The 19,949-nt window shown below is 43.9% G+C and carries 12 protein-coding genes, 1 tRNA gene, 3 rRNA genes and 1 riboswitch; of the genes, 5 read left to right on the forward strand and 11 right to left on the reverse strand.

From position 1 onward, the window contains the following. Window positions 1-36: 36 nt before the first annotated feature. Both OCV27_RS13820 and hupA read right to left on the reverse strand, forming a co-directional pair. Window positions 37-729, reverse strand: a complete 693-nt coding sequence (locus tag OCV27_RS13820) for a DUF1481 domain-containing protein (RefSeq protein WP_185759785.1) — start codon at window positions 727-729, stop codon at window positions 37-39. A 45-nt stretch (window positions 730-774) separates the two neighbouring features. Beyond that, window positions 775-1,047 carry a nucleoid-associated protein HU-alpha gene (gene hupA / locus OCV27_RS13825; protein ID WP_021707210.1) on the reverse strand — a complete coding sequence of 91 codons (273 nt, stop codon included), beginning with the start codon at window positions 1,045-1,047 and terminating at the stop codon, window positions 775-777. A 435-nt stretch (window positions 1,048-1,482) separates the two neighbouring features. Between hupA and OCV27_RS13830 the strand changes: the two genes are divergently transcribed. Continuing rightward, on the forward strand, window positions 1,483-2,580 hold the full coding sequence (locus OCV27_RS13830; protein ID WP_125321504.1) for a CNNM domain-containing protein: 1,098 nt from the start codon (window positions 1,483-1,485) through the stop codon (window positions 2,578-2,580). 31 nt (window positions 2,581-2,611) lie between these two features. On the opposite strand, the gene OCV27_RS13835 is transcribed toward OCV27_RS13830, so the two are convergent. Next, entirely contained in the window at window positions 2,612-3,199 is a 588-nt protein-coding gene (locus OCV27_RS13835) for a YjaG family protein (RefSeq protein WP_125321502.1), read from the reverse strand. Between the two features lie 70 nt (window positions 3,200-3,269). Between OCV27_RS13835 and OCV27_RS13840 the strand changes: the two genes are divergently transcribed. Then, on the forward strand, window positions 3,270-4,193 hold the full coding sequence (locus OCV27_RS13840) for a D-2-hydroxyacid dehydrogenase (RefSeq protein ID WP_125321500.1): 924 nt from the start codon (window positions 3,270-3,272) through the stop codon (window positions 4,191-4,193). Next, window positions 4,193-4,765, forward strand: coding sequence for a uracil-DNA glycosylase family protein (locus tag OCV27_RS13845; RefSeq protein ID WP_125321499.1), 573 nt, complete (start codon window positions 4,193-4,195; stop codon window positions 4,763-4,765). Before OCV27_RS13840 ends, OCV27_RS13845 begins: the two co-directional genes overlap by 1 nt. 62 nt (window positions 4,766-4,827) lie before the next feature. On the opposite strand, the gene OCV27_RS13850 is transcribed toward OCV27_RS13845, so the two are convergent. The 4 genes from OCV27_RS13850 to OCV27_RS13865 form a co-directional block, all read right to left on the reverse strand. Further along, a tRNA-Asp gene (locus tag OCV27_RS13850) sits at window positions 4,828-4,904 on the reverse strand. Window positions 4,905-4,935: 31 nt separating this feature from the next. Next, window positions 4,936-5,051, reverse strand: a 5S ribosomal RNA gene (gene rrf / locus OCV27_RS13855). A gap of 127 nt (window positions 5,052-5,178) precedes the next feature. Next, window positions 5,179-8,068: ribosomal RNA gene (locus OCV27_RS13860) — 23S ribosomal RNA — on the reverse strand. A gap of 339 nt (window positions 8,069-8,407) precedes the next feature. Then, window positions 8,408-9,965: ribosomal RNA gene (locus tag OCV27_RS13865) — 16S ribosomal RNA — on the reverse strand. Together the 16S, 23S and 5S rRNA genes with 1 tRNA gene alongside form the textbook arrangement of a ribosomal RNA operon. A gap of 668 nt (window positions 9,966-10,633) precedes the next feature. On the opposite strand from OCV27_RS13865, the gene OCV27_RS13870 reads away from it, so the two are divergent. Beyond that, on the forward strand, window positions 10,634-11,074 hold the full coding sequence (locus OCV27_RS13870) for an RNA recognition motif domain-containing protein (protein ID WP_125321441.1): 441 nt from the start codon (window positions 10,634-10,636) through the stop codon (window positions 11,072-11,074). Here OCV27_RS13870 and murI read toward each other — a convergent pair. Together murI and OCV27_RS13880 are read right to left on the reverse strand one after the other, a co-directional pair. Next, a complete protein-coding gene (murI, locus tag OCV27_RS13875; protein ID WP_125321443.1) occupies window positions 11,040-11,864 on the reverse strand; it encodes a glutamate racemase in 825 nt (274 codons plus the stop codon). The genes OCV27_RS13870 and murI overlap by 35 nt on opposite strands. Before the next feature lie 110 nt (window positions 11,865-11,974). Beyond that, window positions 11,975-13,918: a TonB-dependent receptor family protein gene (locus OCV27_RS13880; RefSeq protein WP_125321444.1), complete on the reverse strand. Its 1,944-nt coding sequence runs from the start codon at window positions 13,916-13,918 to the stop codon at window positions 11,975-11,977. Between the two features lie 56 nt (window positions 13,919-13,974). After that, window positions 13,975-14,177: riboswitch (cobalamin riboswitch) on the reverse strand. A gap of 192 nt (window positions 14,178-14,369) precedes the next feature. Here OCV27_RS13880 and trmA point away from each other — a divergent pair. Beyond that, window positions 14,370-15,479, forward strand: coding sequence for a tRNA (uridine(54)-C5)-methyltransferase TrmA (gene trmA / locus OCV27_RS13885; RefSeq protein WP_125321446.1), 1,110 nt, complete (start codon window positions 14,370-14,372; stop codon window positions 15,477-15,479). Between the two features lie 498 nt (window positions 15,480-15,977). Here the strand turns inward: trmA and OCV27_RS13890 are convergent, their stop codons facing one another. Next, window positions 15,978-16,709 (reverse strand): M48 family metallopeptidase, encoded by a 732-nt coding sequence (locus OCV27_RS13890; protein ID WP_125321448.1) that lies wholly within the window; start codon window positions 16,707-16,709, stop codon window positions 15,978-15,980. Continuing rightward, on the reverse strand, window positions 16,709-19,858 hold the full coding sequence (locus OCV27_RS13895) for a type I restriction endonuclease subunit R (RefSeq protein ID WP_125321450.1): 3,150 nt from the start codon (window positions 19,856-19,858) through the stop codon (window positions 16,709-16,711). The genes OCV27_RS13890 and OCV27_RS13895 overlap by 1 nt, the downstream gene beginning before the upstream one ends. Between the last annotated feature and the right edge of the window lie 91 nt (window positions 19,859-19,949).

Raw genomic sequence — 19,949 nt, forward strand, 5'->3', positions numbered from 1 at the left:
AAGGCGCCGCGGGCGCCTTTTTAAATATACGCAATGCTAGTCTTCCAACAAATTAGGACGTTCAATACAGGCATGCTCTTCACCAGATAAAAGCAATAGCTCTTCGACCACCACCAGGTCTTTTCTTCTAGAGCCAACAAATGCAACATAGTTCTCTACATCAGCTAAACGATTCACCACAAATGATGGTAATGTCTGATTAAACTCTAAGTGATCGTAGCTTTTGCCAGCGCATGTCTCAAAATGAGCACCGTCCCAAAACCCTTGAATCAATCTAAAACCTTTTTTGTCTTGGGCTTTGGCCACACTCGCGGCTCTTTGCGCTTCATCTACATAGCGCATCAGTTCTTCAGGCTTAATCGGCAATATTTTTCCATCAAGACGGTACTGCTGATAAATAGCCTCTCCATCTTTATTAAAGCGGATATGAACACGATATTTTACTAGGCTACCATCTTTTAATTGCTCGCCCTCTCGAATCATCTCTCTGAGTTTACCCTGAGACCAACGATAATCACTATGATACCAACCGTAATCTCCCGCTGTAACATAATCAGCGGCAGAGCTCGGTGAAGCTGTCTTTTCAGTGTACCAATATAAGCTAGTTGCATCTCCAGCACTTTTTCCGCCAGTATAATACGAGTATTGGTCTTGATTAGGCACCGGCGAACTAGAAGAGCACCCAAGAATTAGAGAAGTGATTAGAGAAGTGAGTAAAAAATTTTTCATGACTATGTTGCGCCAAGACAGAAGACTACCTTGGCGCATTATAAATTATTTTACAGCATCTTTCAGGGCTTTGCCTGCAACAAATGCCGGAACGTTCGCCGCAGCGATTTGAATCTCAGCACCAGTTTTAGGGTTGCGGCCAGTACGAGCTGCACGGTGGTTTACTTTAAATGTACCAAAACCAATTAGTTGAACTTGGTCACCCTCTTTAAGCGCATCGGTCACTCCATCGAGAGTTGCTTCAAGAGCAGCTTTCGCTTGAGCTTTAGATAAATCTGCTTTCTCTGCAATAAAGTCGATTAATTGGGTCTTGTTCATTAGGTTTCCCTTCTTATAGGTTATCGAATTCAGCTCACTCTAAAACATAAATGCCCTATCTGGCAAAGGTTTGTAAGCGATCTTTCGCTTTAATGACGTACTTTTAACCATAATATGAGTATTAACTCACAATTTGTTACCTTCGTCTCCTTTTACACTACTTGTTTTCGAGCTTAGACAGTCTCATTTATAGAATAAAAGCTCCTTACAAAGCCTGACATGGTGGGGGCTGAGACGAATATAAAATACTCACATAGGAAATACCTTTCGATATTTACAGAAAAATCATTAGATACTGTAAGATTTTCTGGAAATTGTTATTAGACTTCACAATTGAAGTCACTATATGCGGATAAAACTTATACCAATAGAAAACTAAAATCTTGAACCATCACTTTATGGTCTTTTGACTATATCAATCACCATAGGAAATTTATGTTACTGCTAACCATATATGTCTCAATTGCAATTGGCATATCTTTTATCTGCTCAGTACTTGAAGCGGTTCTACTTAGTATTACACCCAGCTACATCGCACAGCTACGCCAGCGAGAACATCCAACCGCAGATAAGCTTTCTAAATTAAAGAAAGACATCGATCGACCTCTAGCGTCCATTCTAACTCTCAATACAATTGCTCATACTATTGGAGCAGCCAGTGCTGGCGCTCAGGCGACAGTAGTTTTTGGAAGTGAGTGGTTAGGCGTATTCTCTGGTGTTTTAACTCTAGGAATTCTCATATTTTCAGAGATTGTCCCCAAAACTTTGGGCGCTACATACTGGCGTCAATTAGCTCCTTTAACAGCCATAATGCTGCGCTGGATGATTTGGGTTCTAACACCATTTGTCTGGTTCTCTGAACAAATCACCAAGCGTTTAGCAAGTGGCCATCAGATACCAAAAATGCGAGAAGAGCTATCAGCTATGGCGATTCTAGCCAAAGAGAGCGGTGAGTTTGCTGAAGGTGAAACTAAAATCCTAAGTAATTTACTCGGCATTCAAGGCGTTCTGGTTACCCAAGTAATGACACCTAGACCAGTTGTGTTTCGCGTAGAGGCAGAAATAACGATTGATCAATTTCTCTCTCAGTATAATGACACACCATTCTCTCGACCTCTGATATACAGTCAATCAAAAGATAACATCCTGGGATTTGTTCATCGCTTAGAGATGTTTAAATTACAACAAATTGGCGGTGGTAATAAACAATTAGGGTCTGTAATGCGACCTGTCCACGTCCTTCTCAACACCTTGTCATTACCGAAAGCCTTTGAACAGATGATGGCCAGAAGACTTCATCTAGCGATGATTGTCGATGAATATGGCACAGTTCAAGGTATATTAACTTTAGAAGACATTTTCGAGCATCTAGTTGGCGAACAAATCATTGATGAAGCAGATAGGGCACCAAACATGCAGCAGCTTGCCTTTGAACGCTGGGAAAAGTGGAAAACCGAACATGGTGTTATCGAAAATAAAGATGAGGATGACTACACCACCTCCTTAAATGACAAAAACGATGCCGAAAGGTAGTTGCAAGGGGCTTGAGAGCCCCTATTTACTTTTAAACGGACAAGCCAATATTACTGATGCCTTCTTCTCTCAGCTCAAGTCGCAAGTCTTTAATTAGATCAATATCTCTTTCCTGTGCATCTTTCAATGGCCGAAAAATAGCCCATTGCACATCCCATTCATCACTGACTGCCTGATTATCCTTTTGGTTTTCATTGGTCACTTCAATGTTAGTTTGAGCCTGTTCAAGATCGGCAACTGTTTGTACAGACAGCTGACTCACCTTTTGCATACTCTCAAATAAATCATCACGATCAAGCAAGCCATGTAGTAGCGTAGATAACCCCACACAAGCATCAATGGCAGGAAAAACACCATAAAACTCAAAATCTTCTGAACTAGGAATGATCTCTTCTAGCTTCTCCAATTGACGTTCGTAGTTAACCTTAGCGCTCTTTACCGTTAGCTGCTCCCAAACGCTATCAAGAATATCCCGATAGATTCGAGATTCTGAAAACTGTGTACTGTCGCAAAACATCGCATAATTAGGGTACATACGTTCACACAGACACGCCATAAAGGTAATCTGCTTCCATGGTTCTAACTTCTCAAGTCGAAGTTGGAGAGGGTTCTGTAGCATAAGGACTCATTGGTTCAGAAATGGACTGTCGAAGTTTACTTGATAACCAAAGTGGAAAAAAGCCAAGCTGATGAAGAAAATGACCAATAAAGTTTATTTACTTACTGAACATAACGAGGTTTACCAAAAGCTAATGGCTGAGCTAGACCTGCCAGAGTTAGAAATAACAGACAAACCTTGCGAGGCGAGCATCCTACTCGCCTCTCCGCCGCTGGCCGTTCATATTCTAGATGATTTCCCATCTCTTGAGTGGATTCAATCTGTATATGCTGGTGTTGATGCACTAGCATCAACTACAAGTGATAACTTCTTGCTCACTAATGTTAAAGGAATATTTGGCCAACAAATTTCAGAATATGTGTTCGGTTATTTGATTCAGCACTTTCGTCATTTACCCCATTATCGAGAAGCGCAGTGTCATTCTCGTTGGCAGCCCAAAAACTATAGTACCCTAGACGGCCTAACCATGCTGACACTCGGTACCGGCTCTATAGCAAGTCATTTAGCAAAAGTAGCTCAAGCGTTTGGCATTAAGATTATCGGCATCAATCGCAGTGGTATACCCGCGATTAACTCTCCATTTGATGAAACCTATCACATCCAAGAGTTAAATAGTGTACTGAGGCGGACTGATATCATAGTTAATACACTACCCAGTACACCTCAAACATACCATATATTGAATGAAAACAGCTTATCTCAATGTACCTCTGCTTTGTTATTTAATGTCGGACGTGGCAATGCTGTCTGCGAAAATGGGCTAATTGGCGCACTTCAAAACCGCTCAGTTCAACACGCGTTTCTTGATGTATTCGAACAAGAACCATTAGATGAATCCAATCCAATCTGGCACCATCCAAATATCACAATCACACCACACATTGCCGCCCTTAGCTTTCCCGACAAGGTTATAGGGATTTTTGCGGAGAATTATCAACGCTGGCGTGATGGTTTCGCATTAATTAACCAAGTTGATTTAACAAAAGGCTATTAATGCTTGAAGCACTTCTAAACGAAATTCGTCAATGCAGATTATGTGAGCCAGATTTACTTCTTGGTGCTAGACCTATTATTCAAGCCAGTAGCAAGGCAAAACTACTGATCATAGGCCAAGCGCCTGGTACAAAAGTTCACCAGACGGGAATACCATGGAATGATCCAAGTGGCGATAGGTTAAGGAGCTGGCTGAATATTGAAGCATCGACTTTCTATGACGCAAATAAAATTGCCATCATGCCGATGGGGCTATGTTACCCAGGTAAGGGCAAAGGTGGTGACCTTCCACCCCGAAAAGAATGCGCCCCACTATGGCACGATGATGTTTTAAAGCTATTGCCCAATATCAGTATGACACTACTAGTCGGGCAATATGCTCAAGCTCATTACTTAAAAGATAAGCCAAGAACCCTGACTGAAACCGTTCGTTCATGGCATAAATGGGCTCCGGATTACCTACCCCTACCTCACCCTTCACCTCGCAATACTCTTTGGCTAAAGCGTAATCCATGGTTTGAATCTGAAGTTGTGCCTTTTATCCAAAAATATGTTCACAAGAACTTAGAATAATCTTAGCTTTTTGTAAGGCAAAATAGAAAAACCCCAGCATTGCTGCTGGGGTTGAGAAGAATTGGCGGAGCGGACGGGACTCGAACCCGCGACCCCCGGCGTGACAGGCCGGTATTCTAACCAACTGAACTACCGCTCCGCACTGGTTAGACTGTATGTCTAAATTTGAAGCCTGGCGATGTCCTACTCTCACATGGGGAGACCCCACACTACCATCGGCGCTATTGTGTTTCACTTCTGAGTTCGGCATGGGTTCAGGTGGGTCCACAACGCTATGGTCGCCAAGCAAATTAGGTGACCCGCTGCGCACTCGCAACCGGTCAAAATCTGGAAAGCTGCTTACTCTTTAAAGAGCGTTCTCTACACATTCAATGTTCTACTTTGAGTCCACAACAAAACCCTTTGGGTGTTGTATGGTTAAGCCTCACGGGCAATTAGTACAGGTTAGCTCAACGCCTCACAACGCTTACACACCCTGCCTATCAACGTTCTAGTCTTGAACAACCCTTTAGGACCCTCAAGGGGTCAGGGAAGACTCATCTTAGGGCTCGCTTCCCGCTTAGATGCTTTCAGCGGTTATCGATTCCGAACTTAGCTACCGGGCAATGCCATTGGCATGACAACCCGAACACCAGAGGTTCGTCCACTCCGGTCCTCTCGTACTAGGAGCAGCCCCCTTCAATCTTCCAACGCCCACGGCAGATAGGGACCGAACTGTCTCACGACGTTCTAAACCCAGCTCGCGTACCACTTTAAATGGCGAACAGCCATACCCTTGGGACCGACTTCAGCCCCAGGATGTGATGAGCCGACATCGAGGTGCCAAACACCGCCGTCGATATGAACTCTTGGGCGGTATCAGCCTGTTATCCCCGGAGTACCTTTTATCCGTTGAGCGATGGCCCTTCCATACAGAACCACCGGATCACTATGACCTGCTTTCGCACCTGCTCGAATTGTCATTCTCGCAGTCAAGCGGGCTTATGCCATTGCACTAACCACACGATGTCCAACCGTGTTTAGCCCACCTTCGTGCTCCTCCGTTACTCTTTGGGAGGAGACCGCCCCAGTCAAACTACCCACCAGGCACTGTCCTTGACCCAGATAATGGGTCTAAGTTAGAACATCAAACATACAAGGGTGGTATTTCAAGGATGGCTCCATGCACACTGGCGTGCACATATCAAAGCCTCCCACCTATCCTACACATGTAGGCTCAATGTTCAGTGCCAAGCTGTAGTAAAGGTTCACGGGGTCTTTCCGTCTAGCCGCGGGTACACTGCATCTTCACAGCGATTTCAATTTCACTGAGTCTCGGGTGGAGACAGCGTGGCCATCATTACGCCATTCGTGCAGGTCGGAACTTACCCGACAAGGAATTTCGCTACCTTAGGACCGTTATAGTTACGGCCGCCGTTTACCGGGGCTTCGATCAAGAGCTTCGACCTAAGTCTAACCCCATCAATTAACCTTCCGGCACCGGGCAGGCGTCACACCGTATACGTCATCTTACGATTTTGCACAGTGCTGTGTTTTTAATAAACAGTTGCAGCCACCTGGTATCTGCGACTCCCGTTAGCTCCATCCGCAAGGGACTTCACCGACAAGAGCGTACCTTCTCCCGAAGTTACGGTACCATTTTGCCTAGTTCCTTCACCCGAGTTCTCTCAAGCGCCTTGGTATTCTCTACCCGACCACCTGTGTCGGTTTGGGGTACGATTTCTTACAATCTGAAGCTTAGAGGCTTTTCCTGGAAGCATGGCATCAATGACTTCACACCCGTAGGTGCTCGACGTCGTGTCTCAGCTTTGGAGAGAGCCGGATTTACCTAACTCTCAAGCCTACGCACTTGAACCTGGACAACCGTCGCCAGGCTCACCTAGCCTTCTCCGTCCCCCCATCGCAATTGTAAGAAGTACGGGAATATTAACCCGTTTCCCATCGACTACGCCTTTCGGCCTCGCCTTAGGGGTCGACTTACCCTGCCCCGATTAACGTTGGACAGGAACCCTTGGTCTTCCGGCGAGGGGGTTTTTCACCCCCTTTATCGTTACTCATGTCAGCATTCGCACTTCTGATACCTCCAGCATGCCTTACAGCACACCTTCAACGGCTTACAGAACGCTCCCCTACCCAATACAGTAAACTGTATTGCCGCAGCTTCGGTGTATAGCTTAGCCCCGTTACATCTTCCGCGCAGGCCGACTCGACTAGTGAGCTATTACGCTTTCTTTAAATGATGGCTGCTTCTAAGCCAACATCCTAGCTGTCTAAGCCTTCCCACATCGTTTCCCACTTAGCTATACTTTGGGACCTTAGCTGGCGGTCTGGGTTGTTTCCCTCTCCACGACGGACGTTAGCACCCGCCGTGTGTCTCCCGGATAGTACTTACTGGTATTCGGAGTTTGCAAAGGGTTGGTAAGTCGGGATGACCCCCTAGCCTTAACAGTGCTCTACCCCCAGTAGTATTCGTCCGAGGCTCTACCTAAATAGATTTCGGGGAGAACCAGCTATCTCCAGGTTTGATTGGCCTTTCACCCCTAGCCACAAGTCATCCGCTAATTTTTCAACATTAGTCGGTTCGGTCCTCCAGTTGATGTTACTCAACCTTCAACCTGCCCATGGCTAGATCACCTGGTTTCGGGTCTATATCCAGCAACTCGACGCCCAGTTAAGACTCGATTTCTCTACGGCTCCCCTAGATGGTTAACCTTGCTACTGAATATAAGTCGCTGACCCATTATACAAAAGGTACGCAGTCACACCACGAAGGTGCTCCTACTGCTTGTACGTACACGGTTTCAGGTTCTATTTCACTCCCCTCACAGGGGTTCTTTTCGCCTTTCCCTCACGGTACTGGTTCACTATCGGTCAGTCAGTAGTATTTAGCCTTGGAGGATGGTCCCCCCATATTCAGACAGGATATCACGTGTCCCGTCCTACTCGATTTCACTGAACACACGTCGTCGACTACGGGACTATCACCCTTTATTGTCGGCCTTTCCAGGCTGTTCGTCTAACGCGTGTAAAGCTTAAGGGCTAATCCAATTTCGCTCGCCGCTACTTTCGGAATCTCGGTTGATTTCTTTTCCTCGGGGTACTTAGATGTTTCAGTTCCCCCGGTTTGCCTCATTAACCTATGTATTCAGTTAATGATACGTGCTTATGCACGTGGGTTTCCCCATTCAGACATCCCAGACTCAAACGGTTGTTACTACCTAATCTGGGCTTATCGCAAGTTACTACGTCTTTCATCGCCTCTGACTGCCAAGGCATCCACCGTGTACGCTTAGTCACTTAACCATACAACCCCAAAGAGTCTTGCTCAGTTGGTGTTGTTAATTAAACAACCAAAGTTGCTGTCTCATTATTTGAATGAGCGAGACAGCGTTCGATTTTGCCGGACTCAAATATAAACGCCACAACGAATTGTGGTGTTTCCAAGAACACTTGAATGTGTGTTGGTACCCAATCATTCTTTCGTTAAAAAGAATCATTAGGATTTGAGAACTTTTATTTGAACAACAACCAATCACGGTTATTGTTCGTCAGCTTTCCAAATTGTTAAAGAGCAAAATAGCTCGAAGCTTGCGCTTCAAAACCATCAATCTGTGTGGGTACTCATCAAAAATAATCATCGTATAAGGAGGTGATCCAGCGCCAGGTTCCCCTAGCGCTACCTTGTTACGACTTCACCCCAGTCATGAACCACAAAGTGGTAAGCGTTCTCCCGAAGGTTAAACTACCTACTTCTTTTGCAGCCCACTCCCATGGTGTGACGGGCGGTGTGTACAAGGCCCGGGAACGTATTCACCGTGGCATTCTGATCCACGATTACTAGCGATTCCGACTTCATGGAGTCGAGTTGCAGACTCCAATCCGGACTACGACGCACTTTTTGGGATTCGCTCACTTTTGCAAGTTGGCCGCCCTCTGTATGCGCCATTGTAGCACGTGTGTAGCCCTACTCGTAAGGGCCATGATGACTTGACGTCGTCCCCACCTTCCTCCGGTTTATCACCGGCAGTCTCCCTGGAGTTCCCGACATTACTCGCTGGCAAACAAGGATAAGGGTTGCGCTCGTTGCGGGACTTAACCCAACATTTCACAACACGAGCTGACGACAGCCATGCAGCACCTGTCTCAGAGCTCCCGAAGGCACACCTGCGTCTCCGCTGGCTTCTCTGGATGTCAAGAGTAGGTAAGGTTCTTCGCGTTGCATCGAATTAAACCACATGCTCCACCGCTTGTGCGGGCCCCCGTCAATTCATTTGAGTTTTAATCTTGCGACCGTACTCCCCAGGCGGTCTACTTAACGCGTTAGCTCCGAAAGCCACGGCTCAAGGCCACAACCTCCAAGTAGACATCGTTTACGGCGTGGACTACCAGGGTATCTAATCCTGTTTGCTCCCCACGCTTTCGCATCTGAGTGTCAGTATCTGTCCAGGGGGCCGCCTTCGCCACTGGTATTCCTTCAGATCTCTACGCATTTCACCGCTACACCTGAAATTCTACCCCCCTCTACAGTACTCTAGATGACCAGTTTCAAATGCTATTCCGAGGTTGAGCCCCGGGCTTTCACATCTGACTTAATCATCCACCTGCATGCGCTTTACGCCCAGTAATTCCGATTAACGCTCGCACCCTCCGTATTACCGCGGCTGCTGGCACGGAGTTAGCCGGTGCTTCTTCTGCAGCTAACGTCAAATGAATGCGCTATTAACACATCCACCTTCCTCACTGCTGAAAGTACTTTACAACCCGAAGGCCTTCTTCATACACGCGGCATGGCTGCATCAGGCTTGCGCCCATTGTGCAATATTCCCCACTGCTGCCTCCCGTAGGAGTCTGGACCGTGTCTCAGTTCCAGTGTGGCTGATCATCCTCTCAGACCAGCTAGGGATCGTCGCCTTGGTGAGCCATTACCTCACCAACTAGCTAATCCCACCTGGGCATATCTTGACGCAAGAGGCCCGAAGGTCCCCCTCTTTGGCTCCCGTTCATTACAAACAAAAGCATTATGCGGTATTAGCCATCGTTTCCAATGGTTATCCCCCACATCAAGGCAATTTCCCAGGCATTACTCACCCGTCCGCCGCTCGACGCCGAAGTAGCAAGCTACTTCTCGTTTCCGCTCGACTTGCATGTGTTAGGCCTGCCGCCAGCGTTCAATCTGAGCCATGATCAAACTCTTCAATTTAAAGTTTTGATTTCCTAACTAAATAGGATTGGGCTCAATGAATACTGACTTCAAAACTAATATTTACCGCTTATTCGAAAATAAACAGAAACATGTAATTCTAAAGCTATTATCGTTCTCTTCTTAAATAAATAGGAACAGAACGATAATGAATTGACTGTGCCAAATAATGCCTTTCTACAAGAGAAAGTCGTTATTTGTATTGGTCACTCAGTTCATTGATACCTAAAGTGATTCAATAGAATCATTTTTGGATTATCATCAACGAGTGCCCACACAGATTGATAGGTTTATATTGTTAAAGAGCTTTACTAACAACCTGTTAAGCATTGTCGTTAGGGATGCGTATAATACGCTTCCATTATCTAGAGTCAAGATTTTTTTCATAATTTTTGCTCTAGTTTTACCAATTTGAAGTACTGCTTGCACTCCTAGTTGGTGAGGCGGCATTATATGGGTGATAATAAATATCACAAGTGTTTTTTATCACTTGTTGATCGTTTGGTCAAAAATAGACCAAGTCACCATTTGCTTAGGATAAAATTGCAACATTTGAATCACGTCACACCAATAGGTTGGCAAAACAGCAACCATATACGTAAGATCTGTGTGTCTATGTCAATAATGCTTAGGCATTTAATTCTTAATTTACGAAGTTGTATCCCAATATGAGTTCAAATAAATCAATGTTAATGATTGTCGCCTTAGTTATATTGGGTGGAATCATATTTTCACAGGTTGATATTCACCCTGCACTCAGCTTTGTTGTTGGTGTTTTTGTTTCCATTCTTGTTATTAGGTTTTCAAACACCTCAGCTGAAGCAGCAATCAGTCATGACGCAACAACCAAAACCTTATATGTCGGTAATTTGCCATACAAGGCCAATGAGTCACACGTTAAAGACTTATTCGCCAAACATGGCGAAGTCTTTGCTGTGCGCCTTATGAAGGATAAGAGGACCGGTAAAAGACGAGGCTTCGGCTTTGTTGTAATGGCAGCAACTGATGTTGCCAAAACTATAGAAGGATTGAATGAAAAGGATTATATGCAACGCACTTTGAAAGTGCGAGTCGCTAACGATCCAAAATCTCAAGCTGAACTGGACTAAACCCTAGTTTTTTCAGCATAATATTCAGCGCTCCTTCTTCATACGGAGGAGCTGTTGAATAAATTTCACGTTGCCCTCTATAATCCCTTTCTGCTCTTTGCCCAAGTAATTCTAGTACTCGACGAGCTATTGCCTCTCCCGAGTCAACAAGTAATACGTGCTCGCCCAATACATTTTGGATTTCTTCTTTAATAAGAGGAAAATGAGTACAACCCAAGACTGCAACATCTATCTTACCTGCTATTGGCTCTAGAGCTTGTTGTAGCTCAAGGTGTGATAACTCTCGCCCACGCAGTTTTTCCTCAGCCATATCAACCAATAAAGTCGAGCCTAACAACTCCACTGGTTTAGTTTTAGAAAAATCTCTGATTAAGTCTTGGGTATACTCACGAGTAACAGTTGCTGGTGTCGCAATCAGACCAACCGCTTTATTGGCAAGATTAGACGCAGGTTTTATAGCTGGCACAACACCCACTATAGGAATGGATAATTTAGCCCGTAAAGTAGGTAAAACAATAGTGCTAGCCGTGTTGCAAGCAATAACAACCAGATCGATAGCGAGCTTTTCCACATACTGACACACCAGCGTCTCAACACGCGCAATGAGGGTATCATGCCCTAGCTCGCCATATGGGTAAGCGGCATTATCAAAAATGTAGAAGTAGTTGAGCGCTGGCAGTTTTGCTTCTATCTCTTTAAATACAGAAAGCCCGCCGACCCCAGAGTCAAAAATTAGGATTTTTGTTTGTTGCGACACTTTGTAACCCACACTATTCGATTGGCCAATCATACTCACTAAGCTTAATTTGGCAATCTTTTCGTTAAATGGGTGAGAATAGGTATCGTCGATTTGGCTAGTAATAACTAAACAAAACCACCCGAAAGCGGTTTCCAGTTTTATTAAAACTTGTAGGTACCAGTCAGTATCACTTTACGGCCATCACCAGGGTAATATGCTCCCGAACTGTTAACACTGACAGGAAACTTTTCGTCAAGCAGATTATCGACTCGAAGACTTGCTGACCAAACATCTTGCGTAAAATTAAGCGCAGTGTTTCCTAGCCAATATGCAGGCAACTTATCAAGACTATTCGATTTATCGCCATCTTTGTAACGTGTGCCGGTATAAACGCCCTCCACAAAGAATTGCCAATTGTAGTTAATATCATAAGTCGCAAAAATACGACCACTGCTGCGAGAAACCCAAGGAAGTTTATTCCCCTCATACTCACCAGCGGTAAATTCAGCGTCAACTAGACTGTATTCCATGCCGAGTTGGACATCTTGCTGAATATACACATCACCACTGACACTCACACCATTACGCTCGGATTTATCAGCATTAACATTAGCACCATCGAATGAACCACCAATTGGTTTCGGGGCACTGAGGTCATATACTATTTCATTTTCCAATCGAAGGTTAAATACATCTACCTTGACACTAAAATCATTTTTGATTAACCCCCAGCCAGCCTCGATAGATTTGCCAGTTTGAGGCTTTAGCCCCATGACACCAGGAGAGGTATAAGCTTGTTCATCAATCTTGGCAAACCTGAAGTTACTCTCACCTCTCAGATACAATCGCTGTGATTCACTAAGCTTATAGTTAAAGCCTAGCTCATAGGCATCTTGACTTTCAGGTAACTTCTCTTCATCCGGGTAAACAGCCACATCGTAAATGCTGTCGGTTACACGACTATAGCGCGCACCTGTTGTTAGGGTAAGATTTACGACAATGGGCAGGTTAAGCTGCCCATAAGCGCTTAACATCTGTTGTTCAAGTTCTCGATCTGTACTAGAAACTTTATAAGCCAGGTCTCGTTCAGCTCCTTCAAACCCGATGAGAATGTTCCCCTGACCAGAGTCATTTAGTAATTGCTTTTCTACGGTGACTGAACCTACCAATTGCTTGCCTGAGCTACTTTTCTCGCCTCCCCAAGCAATACCAGAACCTGTGGTGTTGTCATATATAATGTCTGTACTAAATAGCCAAGAGTCACTTGGATTAAATTGATAGCCGATACGTAAAGCTTTCGTTATTTCATGGCTGTAATCTGTCGGAGAAAACGAGATGGATTGGGTTGGATCTTGATCATATTGCTCTTTGGTTAGAGATCCTGGGGTCTCGCGGTTATTGTCGTAATAACTTGCTTCTGTGTAAAACTTTGTATCATCTTTAGCATAATTAATGCGGGCCAGTAACATGCCAGATTCCCGCCGATTGTGTTCGCGGTAATTGTCAGTATTGTCCTGATTAGCACTCAGAAATAAGCTCCATCTATCAGTTAATTTTTTAGATATATCGACTGCCCCAGCTAAAGAATCAAAACTTCCCATACTTAGCGAAATATTGCCTTCATCTTCCTTGTTCTCTTTAGTGATGATATTAATAACCCCGCCAACCGCTTGATCGCCATATAATACACCTGCACTGCCTGACAAAATTTCTATCCGTTCAATCTGAGAGACTTGAATAGAGCTAATTTGCGGCGTTGAGAGATCTAGTTTGTTTAAACGACGGCCGTCGACAAGGATAAGGGTATTACTTGAAGCCTGGCCACCACTAAAACCTCGCATAGCAAATGAAGGTCCACTATTTGTGTCAGAAATTTGAATGCCAGCTCTAGCTCGCAATAAAGTATCAAGGCTCTTAGCTCCACTCGCCGCTATATCATTTGAGTTAATAACCGTTATATTAGAAGGGATGTCTTCTATCGAGTTGTTAAAGTCACTTTTTGCCAAAATAACCATAGTGTCATCAACAGCTTGTTCTTGGGCAGATAAAAGGGAGGCATGGGGAAGCAGCGATGCTATTGCCATCGCTAAAATCGTTCGGTTCATTGTTATATTTCCTAAATCGCGTAAGTCCTACCGAGCTTGAAGTATTACACTCCAATACCACTGCTCAGCTGCTGGCAGGTATTCGGACTCAAGAGCATGGACATGCTACCTAATCACTCGACTTCCCAAATGATGTCTCATTCAGTGTCATTGGAGTTTTCGTTCTCTCTTACCGCTGCGCGTCAGTTCTGGATTTGCACCAGATTCCCTTTCTCAGCCATCTATACATCTAGAAAGCACCAGCTTGGCGATGATGTTATTAATCAATTGATATTTTGTCCACTTATATTATCGATTTATAACACCCGCTAATCCCCTAAGATAAAAAGCAATTGACCCATAATGTTTAAAGCATATCTGGAATGAGACTGGACATAACGCTGAGATTGAATAAAATCTGCGCTCTTAAATGAAATACAACCTCAACGGGCAACAACCTAAGGTAAAAAGCATGGCGAATCTTGACGTAAACCCACAAGGCTACCAAGAACAATTGATTGAAAAAAAAACGCGTCTTCAACAAATGTTCGCTTGTTACCAAATGCCAAAGCTAGAGGTGTTTGAATCTGAAAGCCAGCATTATCGAATGCGCGCTGAATTTCGTGTTTGGCATGAGGGTGATGATCTTTACTACATCATGTTCAATCAGGAAACTCGTGAAAAGTATCGTGTTGATCAGTTTCCAGCCGCCAGTCGTTTGATTAATGATGTGATGCCATTACTAATTGACGCCATGAAAGCGAATGATTCCCTGCGTCGTAAGCTATTTCAAGTTGACTTCCTATCAACGCTGAGCGGTGAAATCCTAGTATCGCTTCTGTATCACCGCCAACTTGATGAAAAGTGGACTGAAAACGCAAAAGCACTCAAACAACACTTAATCGACAAAGGCTACCAACTAAATATCATTGGACGAGCACGAAAAATGAAAGTTGTCCTCGATCGTGATTATGTTATCGAAAAGCTAAACGTAAATGGGCAGCCATATCTATATCAACAAGTAGAAAACAGCTTTACTCAACCTAATGGTAAGGTGGCAGAGAAAATGTTGGAGTGGGCGATAGATTGCACCAATAACAGTCAGGGTGACCTACTTGAACTGTATTGCGGCAACGGTAATTTTTCATTGGCTCTAGCGCAAAACTTTAGACGTGTACTGGCGACCGAACTTGCCAAACCGTCCGTTGAATCAGCCCAATATAACATTGCGGCAAATAAAATTGATAACGTACAAATCTTGCGCCTTTCGGCAGAAGAATTCACACAAGCCATTGAAGAAAAAAGAGAGTTTCGCCGCCTCAAAGATGCAGGAGTGGATTTAAAAAGCTACGACTGCAATACGATTTTTGTCGATCCGCCAAGAGCTGGCATGGATGTAGACACCTGTAAAATGGTGCAAAGTTATCAGCGTATTATTTATATTTCCTGTAACCCTGATACTCTGAAAGATAATTTAGATGTCTTGTCCACCACACACAAAGTCACGCGTTTTGCACTGTTTGATCAGTTCCCATACACTCATCATATGGAAGCGGGTGTATTCTTAGAGCGCATTAAATAAGGGATAATTGCAAGCCTTAACATCCCAAAAACCACTCTGGGTACGGGGACAATTTAAACGCTCAAAGATTCTGAAGTAATAAAGAGATCTCTACATACAGATTAAAGCCCGAAAAGGGTAAAGTTAAGTGGGTATATAAAAGAGGCTGCCTTTGGCAGCCTTCTTGATTTAGATAATTCCAAACTTCGATTTACCTTTCCAATGTGTTTTGATTGGAAAATTAATCACATAAAATGGTGTATTGATTGAGTTTAGAGGTACGAATAATACTTGCCCTATTACGAGAGATTTATCATCACATGCGTTCTTATAAACTTTAAAGTTATCAGGAAGTGCTTTTTTAAATTACAGAGCTAAACCTTTCCCCATCACGCCTACCGTATTTGCGGTGTTAATGACGGCTGAACATGCAAAGTATTACCTGTCTGATAAGTGATCATAGTAACTCCTAGTACTACCACTAAGACCGAACAACGAACTCTGACTTGAACTCTGCTACTAATAACTCCAATCCTCATAAGCCAAAGGCAAGCTATTAAGTAAGTTTCTGCGCTCACGCCAGTCAGGCATATTTTTATCCATAATGGCTCTGAAGCGCTCGTTATGGTGGCGTTCAATTAAGTGGACTAGCTCATGCACCAATATGTACTCCATACACTCTGGTGGCTTTTTAGCCAGCTCTAGGTTAAGCCACAACCTTTTTGCTTGTATGTTGCAGCTTCCCCACTTGGTCTTCATCTTCTTAATGCCGATATCATTTGATTCAACTCCTAGCTTCGCTTGCCAATGAGGGAGTAGCCTAGCGATAGATTCTTGCATTCGCTTGCGATAAAAACCATTAAGCAACTTAAGGCGATTATCAACACTGGTATTTTTTGTTACCGCTAGCTCTAGTTTAGTTACGCCTTTTTCTATCACAGCATGCTTACCCAAGGTATCAACAATATTCAGTCGATAGCGTTTACCCCAAAGGTAATGACTTTCACCGCTCACCATTTCTCGAGTTGATTGGCGAGGCTGGGCAGCAAAATCGGCCTGCTGTTGCTTTATCCAAGCTAACTTATTAATAATGGCCAGACGGATTGCTTGCTCACCTGTCCCGTGTGGAACGGACAAACGTACACGCCCTTGAGGAGGCAATACACTTAGGTGTAAGTTTTTAATCGCCTTACGATTGACTTGAACCTCTATACCGCCAATAAGAATATCTTCACTGCCTGTTACCGACATTAATGATATTCCTTCTGTGCTTTCACTCGCTCCATCACTTCCACAATATCAACGTCATAGCCTTTGGTTTCTTCGCGAATAGCGTTAGCTATTTCACGCTCTTTAAAGCGGTCACCTAACCAATCGGCTTTTTTAGTGTAGCGTACAGCCGTATCAATTTTGGCTGTCAGCACTTCATCATTACCCAAGTTGTCATACAGTGATTGCTTAGCTGCTGTATCAACAGAATCAGGATAACTTGCGCTACGATTACCGCTAGGGTTTACCACTTTTTTCGCCAACTCTCTGATCTGCTCAAGGTATTCTTGATAGTTCAGCGCTTTTTCGCGGCGCTGTCTAATAATCTCATCTAACAATGACGACATTTGATCGTAATATTTCGGGTTGATTGGGTTTTCATCCACAATCGTTTTGCGCACATTGTTCTCAATAGCCTCAGCCATCGCTTCTTCATTCTCGCGTAGGTCTTTAGGTAATGAATCTAACCCTTCACCGTTGTTATTCACCACTAAATCAATGAGGCCTAATTCCTCAAAGTCCATGAGTAATTCACTATCATCAGCACGAATGTACATATCCAGAAGATGGCGCATCGCAGGTTCAAAGCGCTTCATTTCCAGCAAGTCGCCACTGGCTAACTTAACCTCGTCACGTACCTTCTCAAAGTAGATAACTTCTTGCCGGATACTGTTGGCCTCAGTAGGTGAATAACCCGCTTGCTCCATCTCATTAGCCAAGTTGGCGTATGCCCTTAAAAGCTTAGCTACTGCTTGATACAAGGTTAAACGGAGTGCTTCTTTTTCTGATCGCTCATCGATATCAGTGGGTTCAACACCCGACTCTCCACAAAAGTAATGGATAAAATCTTTTGTATCACGTGGCGTTTTTACAGGTTCACACAAGGCACGAACCATTTCTAACGCATTGTCTAAATCTTCACGAGACTGCACTAGACGATCTTTAAGCAGACCTGCGACATCATCTTGGTCGTAACCATCAAACGCTTCTGCGGTGTAGTCTTTAATCGCTTTATCTAAAGAGCGGAATAAATCTTTATAATCGATAATATAGCCATATTCTTTATCTTCACCATCAAGACGGTTTACGCGGCAAATAGCTTGGAACAGGTTGTGATCAGCCATGCTTTTGTCAATGTAAAGGTAGGTAGCTGAAGGCGCATCAAAACCCGTTAGCAGCTTATCTACAACTATAAGCAAACGCATTTGTCCGGGCTCTTTGATGAATCGGTTCTTCACCAACTTTTCAAACTCTTCTACACGTTTTGCCGCATCGTCTTCACTTTGTTCAAAATAATCTGCCAACATCTTCCGGTAGGTGTCGTACTTAAATAATTTCTCGGTTAAGCCTTCTCCCGACTCTTCACCTTTAATTGAGCCCGCTACTGGCTGATAGCTGGTAACAATGGCACACTTACCCGCTAAATCAGTTTTGCTAAATAAGTCATACACTACACAAGCTTGATGCACACTGGCACACACCAGCATTGCATTGCCTCGGCCATCCATTAGCCTTGGTTTTAACTCCATATCCATCAAGATATCGCTAACAATCTGTTCTAAGCGAGATTTACTCGACAGCACCTTCTGCATGGTGCCCCACTTCTGCTTAAGCTGCATCCTCGCGAGGTTAGAAATACCTTTAGTCTTAGCTTCAAACCATTGGTCGACCTTTTTCTGTGACGTTAAATGCTGATCAATATCACGCGCTTCATAACGTAGATCGAGTACCACACCATCTTCTACCGCTTCGTTAAATTTATAGGTGTGAATATAAGGGCCAAATACCTCTAAGGACTTTTTCTTATCCTTCTTCATCAGCGGTGTCCCGGTAAAACCAATAAACATCGCATCAGGTAAAATGGTTTTCATCGCGCAATGCAGCTTGCCTGACTGAGTTCTATGGCATTCATCCACAAACACAAATAACTTCCCTTGAGCGGCAAAGTTACTCATCACGCTACTAGATAGCGATTCAATATATTCAGTCGTAGCTGCTTCACTTTCTTCGTTATCGTCTTCACCATTACGACCAAATTTATGCACTAACGAGCACAGCAGCCATGGATTAGGCTCACCTAAGGTGGCAATAAGATCACGGCCACTTTTAGTACGATAGATCTCTTCATCAACACCAGAGAATACCGTCTCAATCTGTTCGTCTAATTCTGTACGGTCAGTAATAATAAGTACACGAGAGTCACTAACGTTCTCTCTAATCCATTTAGCCAACCACACCATGGTTAAGCTTTTTCCTGAACCTTGGGTATGCCAAATAATCCCACCTTGCTTGTTAGCTGAGTGGGAGTTCACATGCTTTTTAGCCGCTTGAATTCCAAAGAACTGATTGTGGCGACAGGTCTTTTTAACCCCTGCATCAAACACAATAAAATCATGAATTAGCTGTAAGAAGCGCTTCTTGTCACACAGTTGTGCTAGATGAGTATCTAAGATGGTATCAGCCGTAATACCACCCTGTGGTAGAGCGGTATCACTGCTTGGTTCTTTCCATTCTAGATAGTATTTCTCTGTGGTTTCGATGGTGCCATAACGAATACCTTGGGTATCATTACCTGCCATGACTAGCTGCATGCTGGTAAAGAAGTTACGAATAAAGGCTTTTTTCTGGTTATCGAGGTTTTGTCGAATGCCTTCACTCACAGTTACAGACGAACGCTTAAGCTCAATCACACCCAAGGCAATACCATTTACATACAGTACAATATCAGGTCGTTTTTTATGTTCGCCTTTTACTGTCACCTCTTCTGCTATAGCAAAATCATTCGCTTCGATGTCTTCCCAGTCAATTAGCCATACCGTCTGATTTAGCTCACCTGCACCTTCTTTCTCTTTAACGCCATAACGGAGTAACCGATAGACTTCTTTATTGGCGTCGTAAAGCTTTTTACCTTCACCCAGTGCTGCGGCCATATCCAACTTACGTAAAGTACGTGCGATCAATGCTTCAGGTATGCCACGCTTTTTTAACCAACTGCTTAGTAGATTAGTTTCAACGTTGCGGTTACCTTCGCGGTACTCCCAGTTTCCTAGGTAGTCATACTTTAACTGGTCCCGAAAAAATCGAACTACGCGATCTTGGGTTGCACGCTCTTTTTGGCCTACAGTACTCATCCATTCATTCCTTTCTATCAAACCCTTTCTAGCAAATGGCTATCAAGCAACGATCAAGCAAATTACAACCCTACAAATCAACCACTTAAGC

It is taken from the genome of Vibrio pectenicida (genome assembly GCA_024347015.1).
GTDB lineage: Bacteria > Pseudomonadota > Gammaproteobacteria > Enterobacterales > Vibrionaceae > Vibrio > Vibrio pectenicida.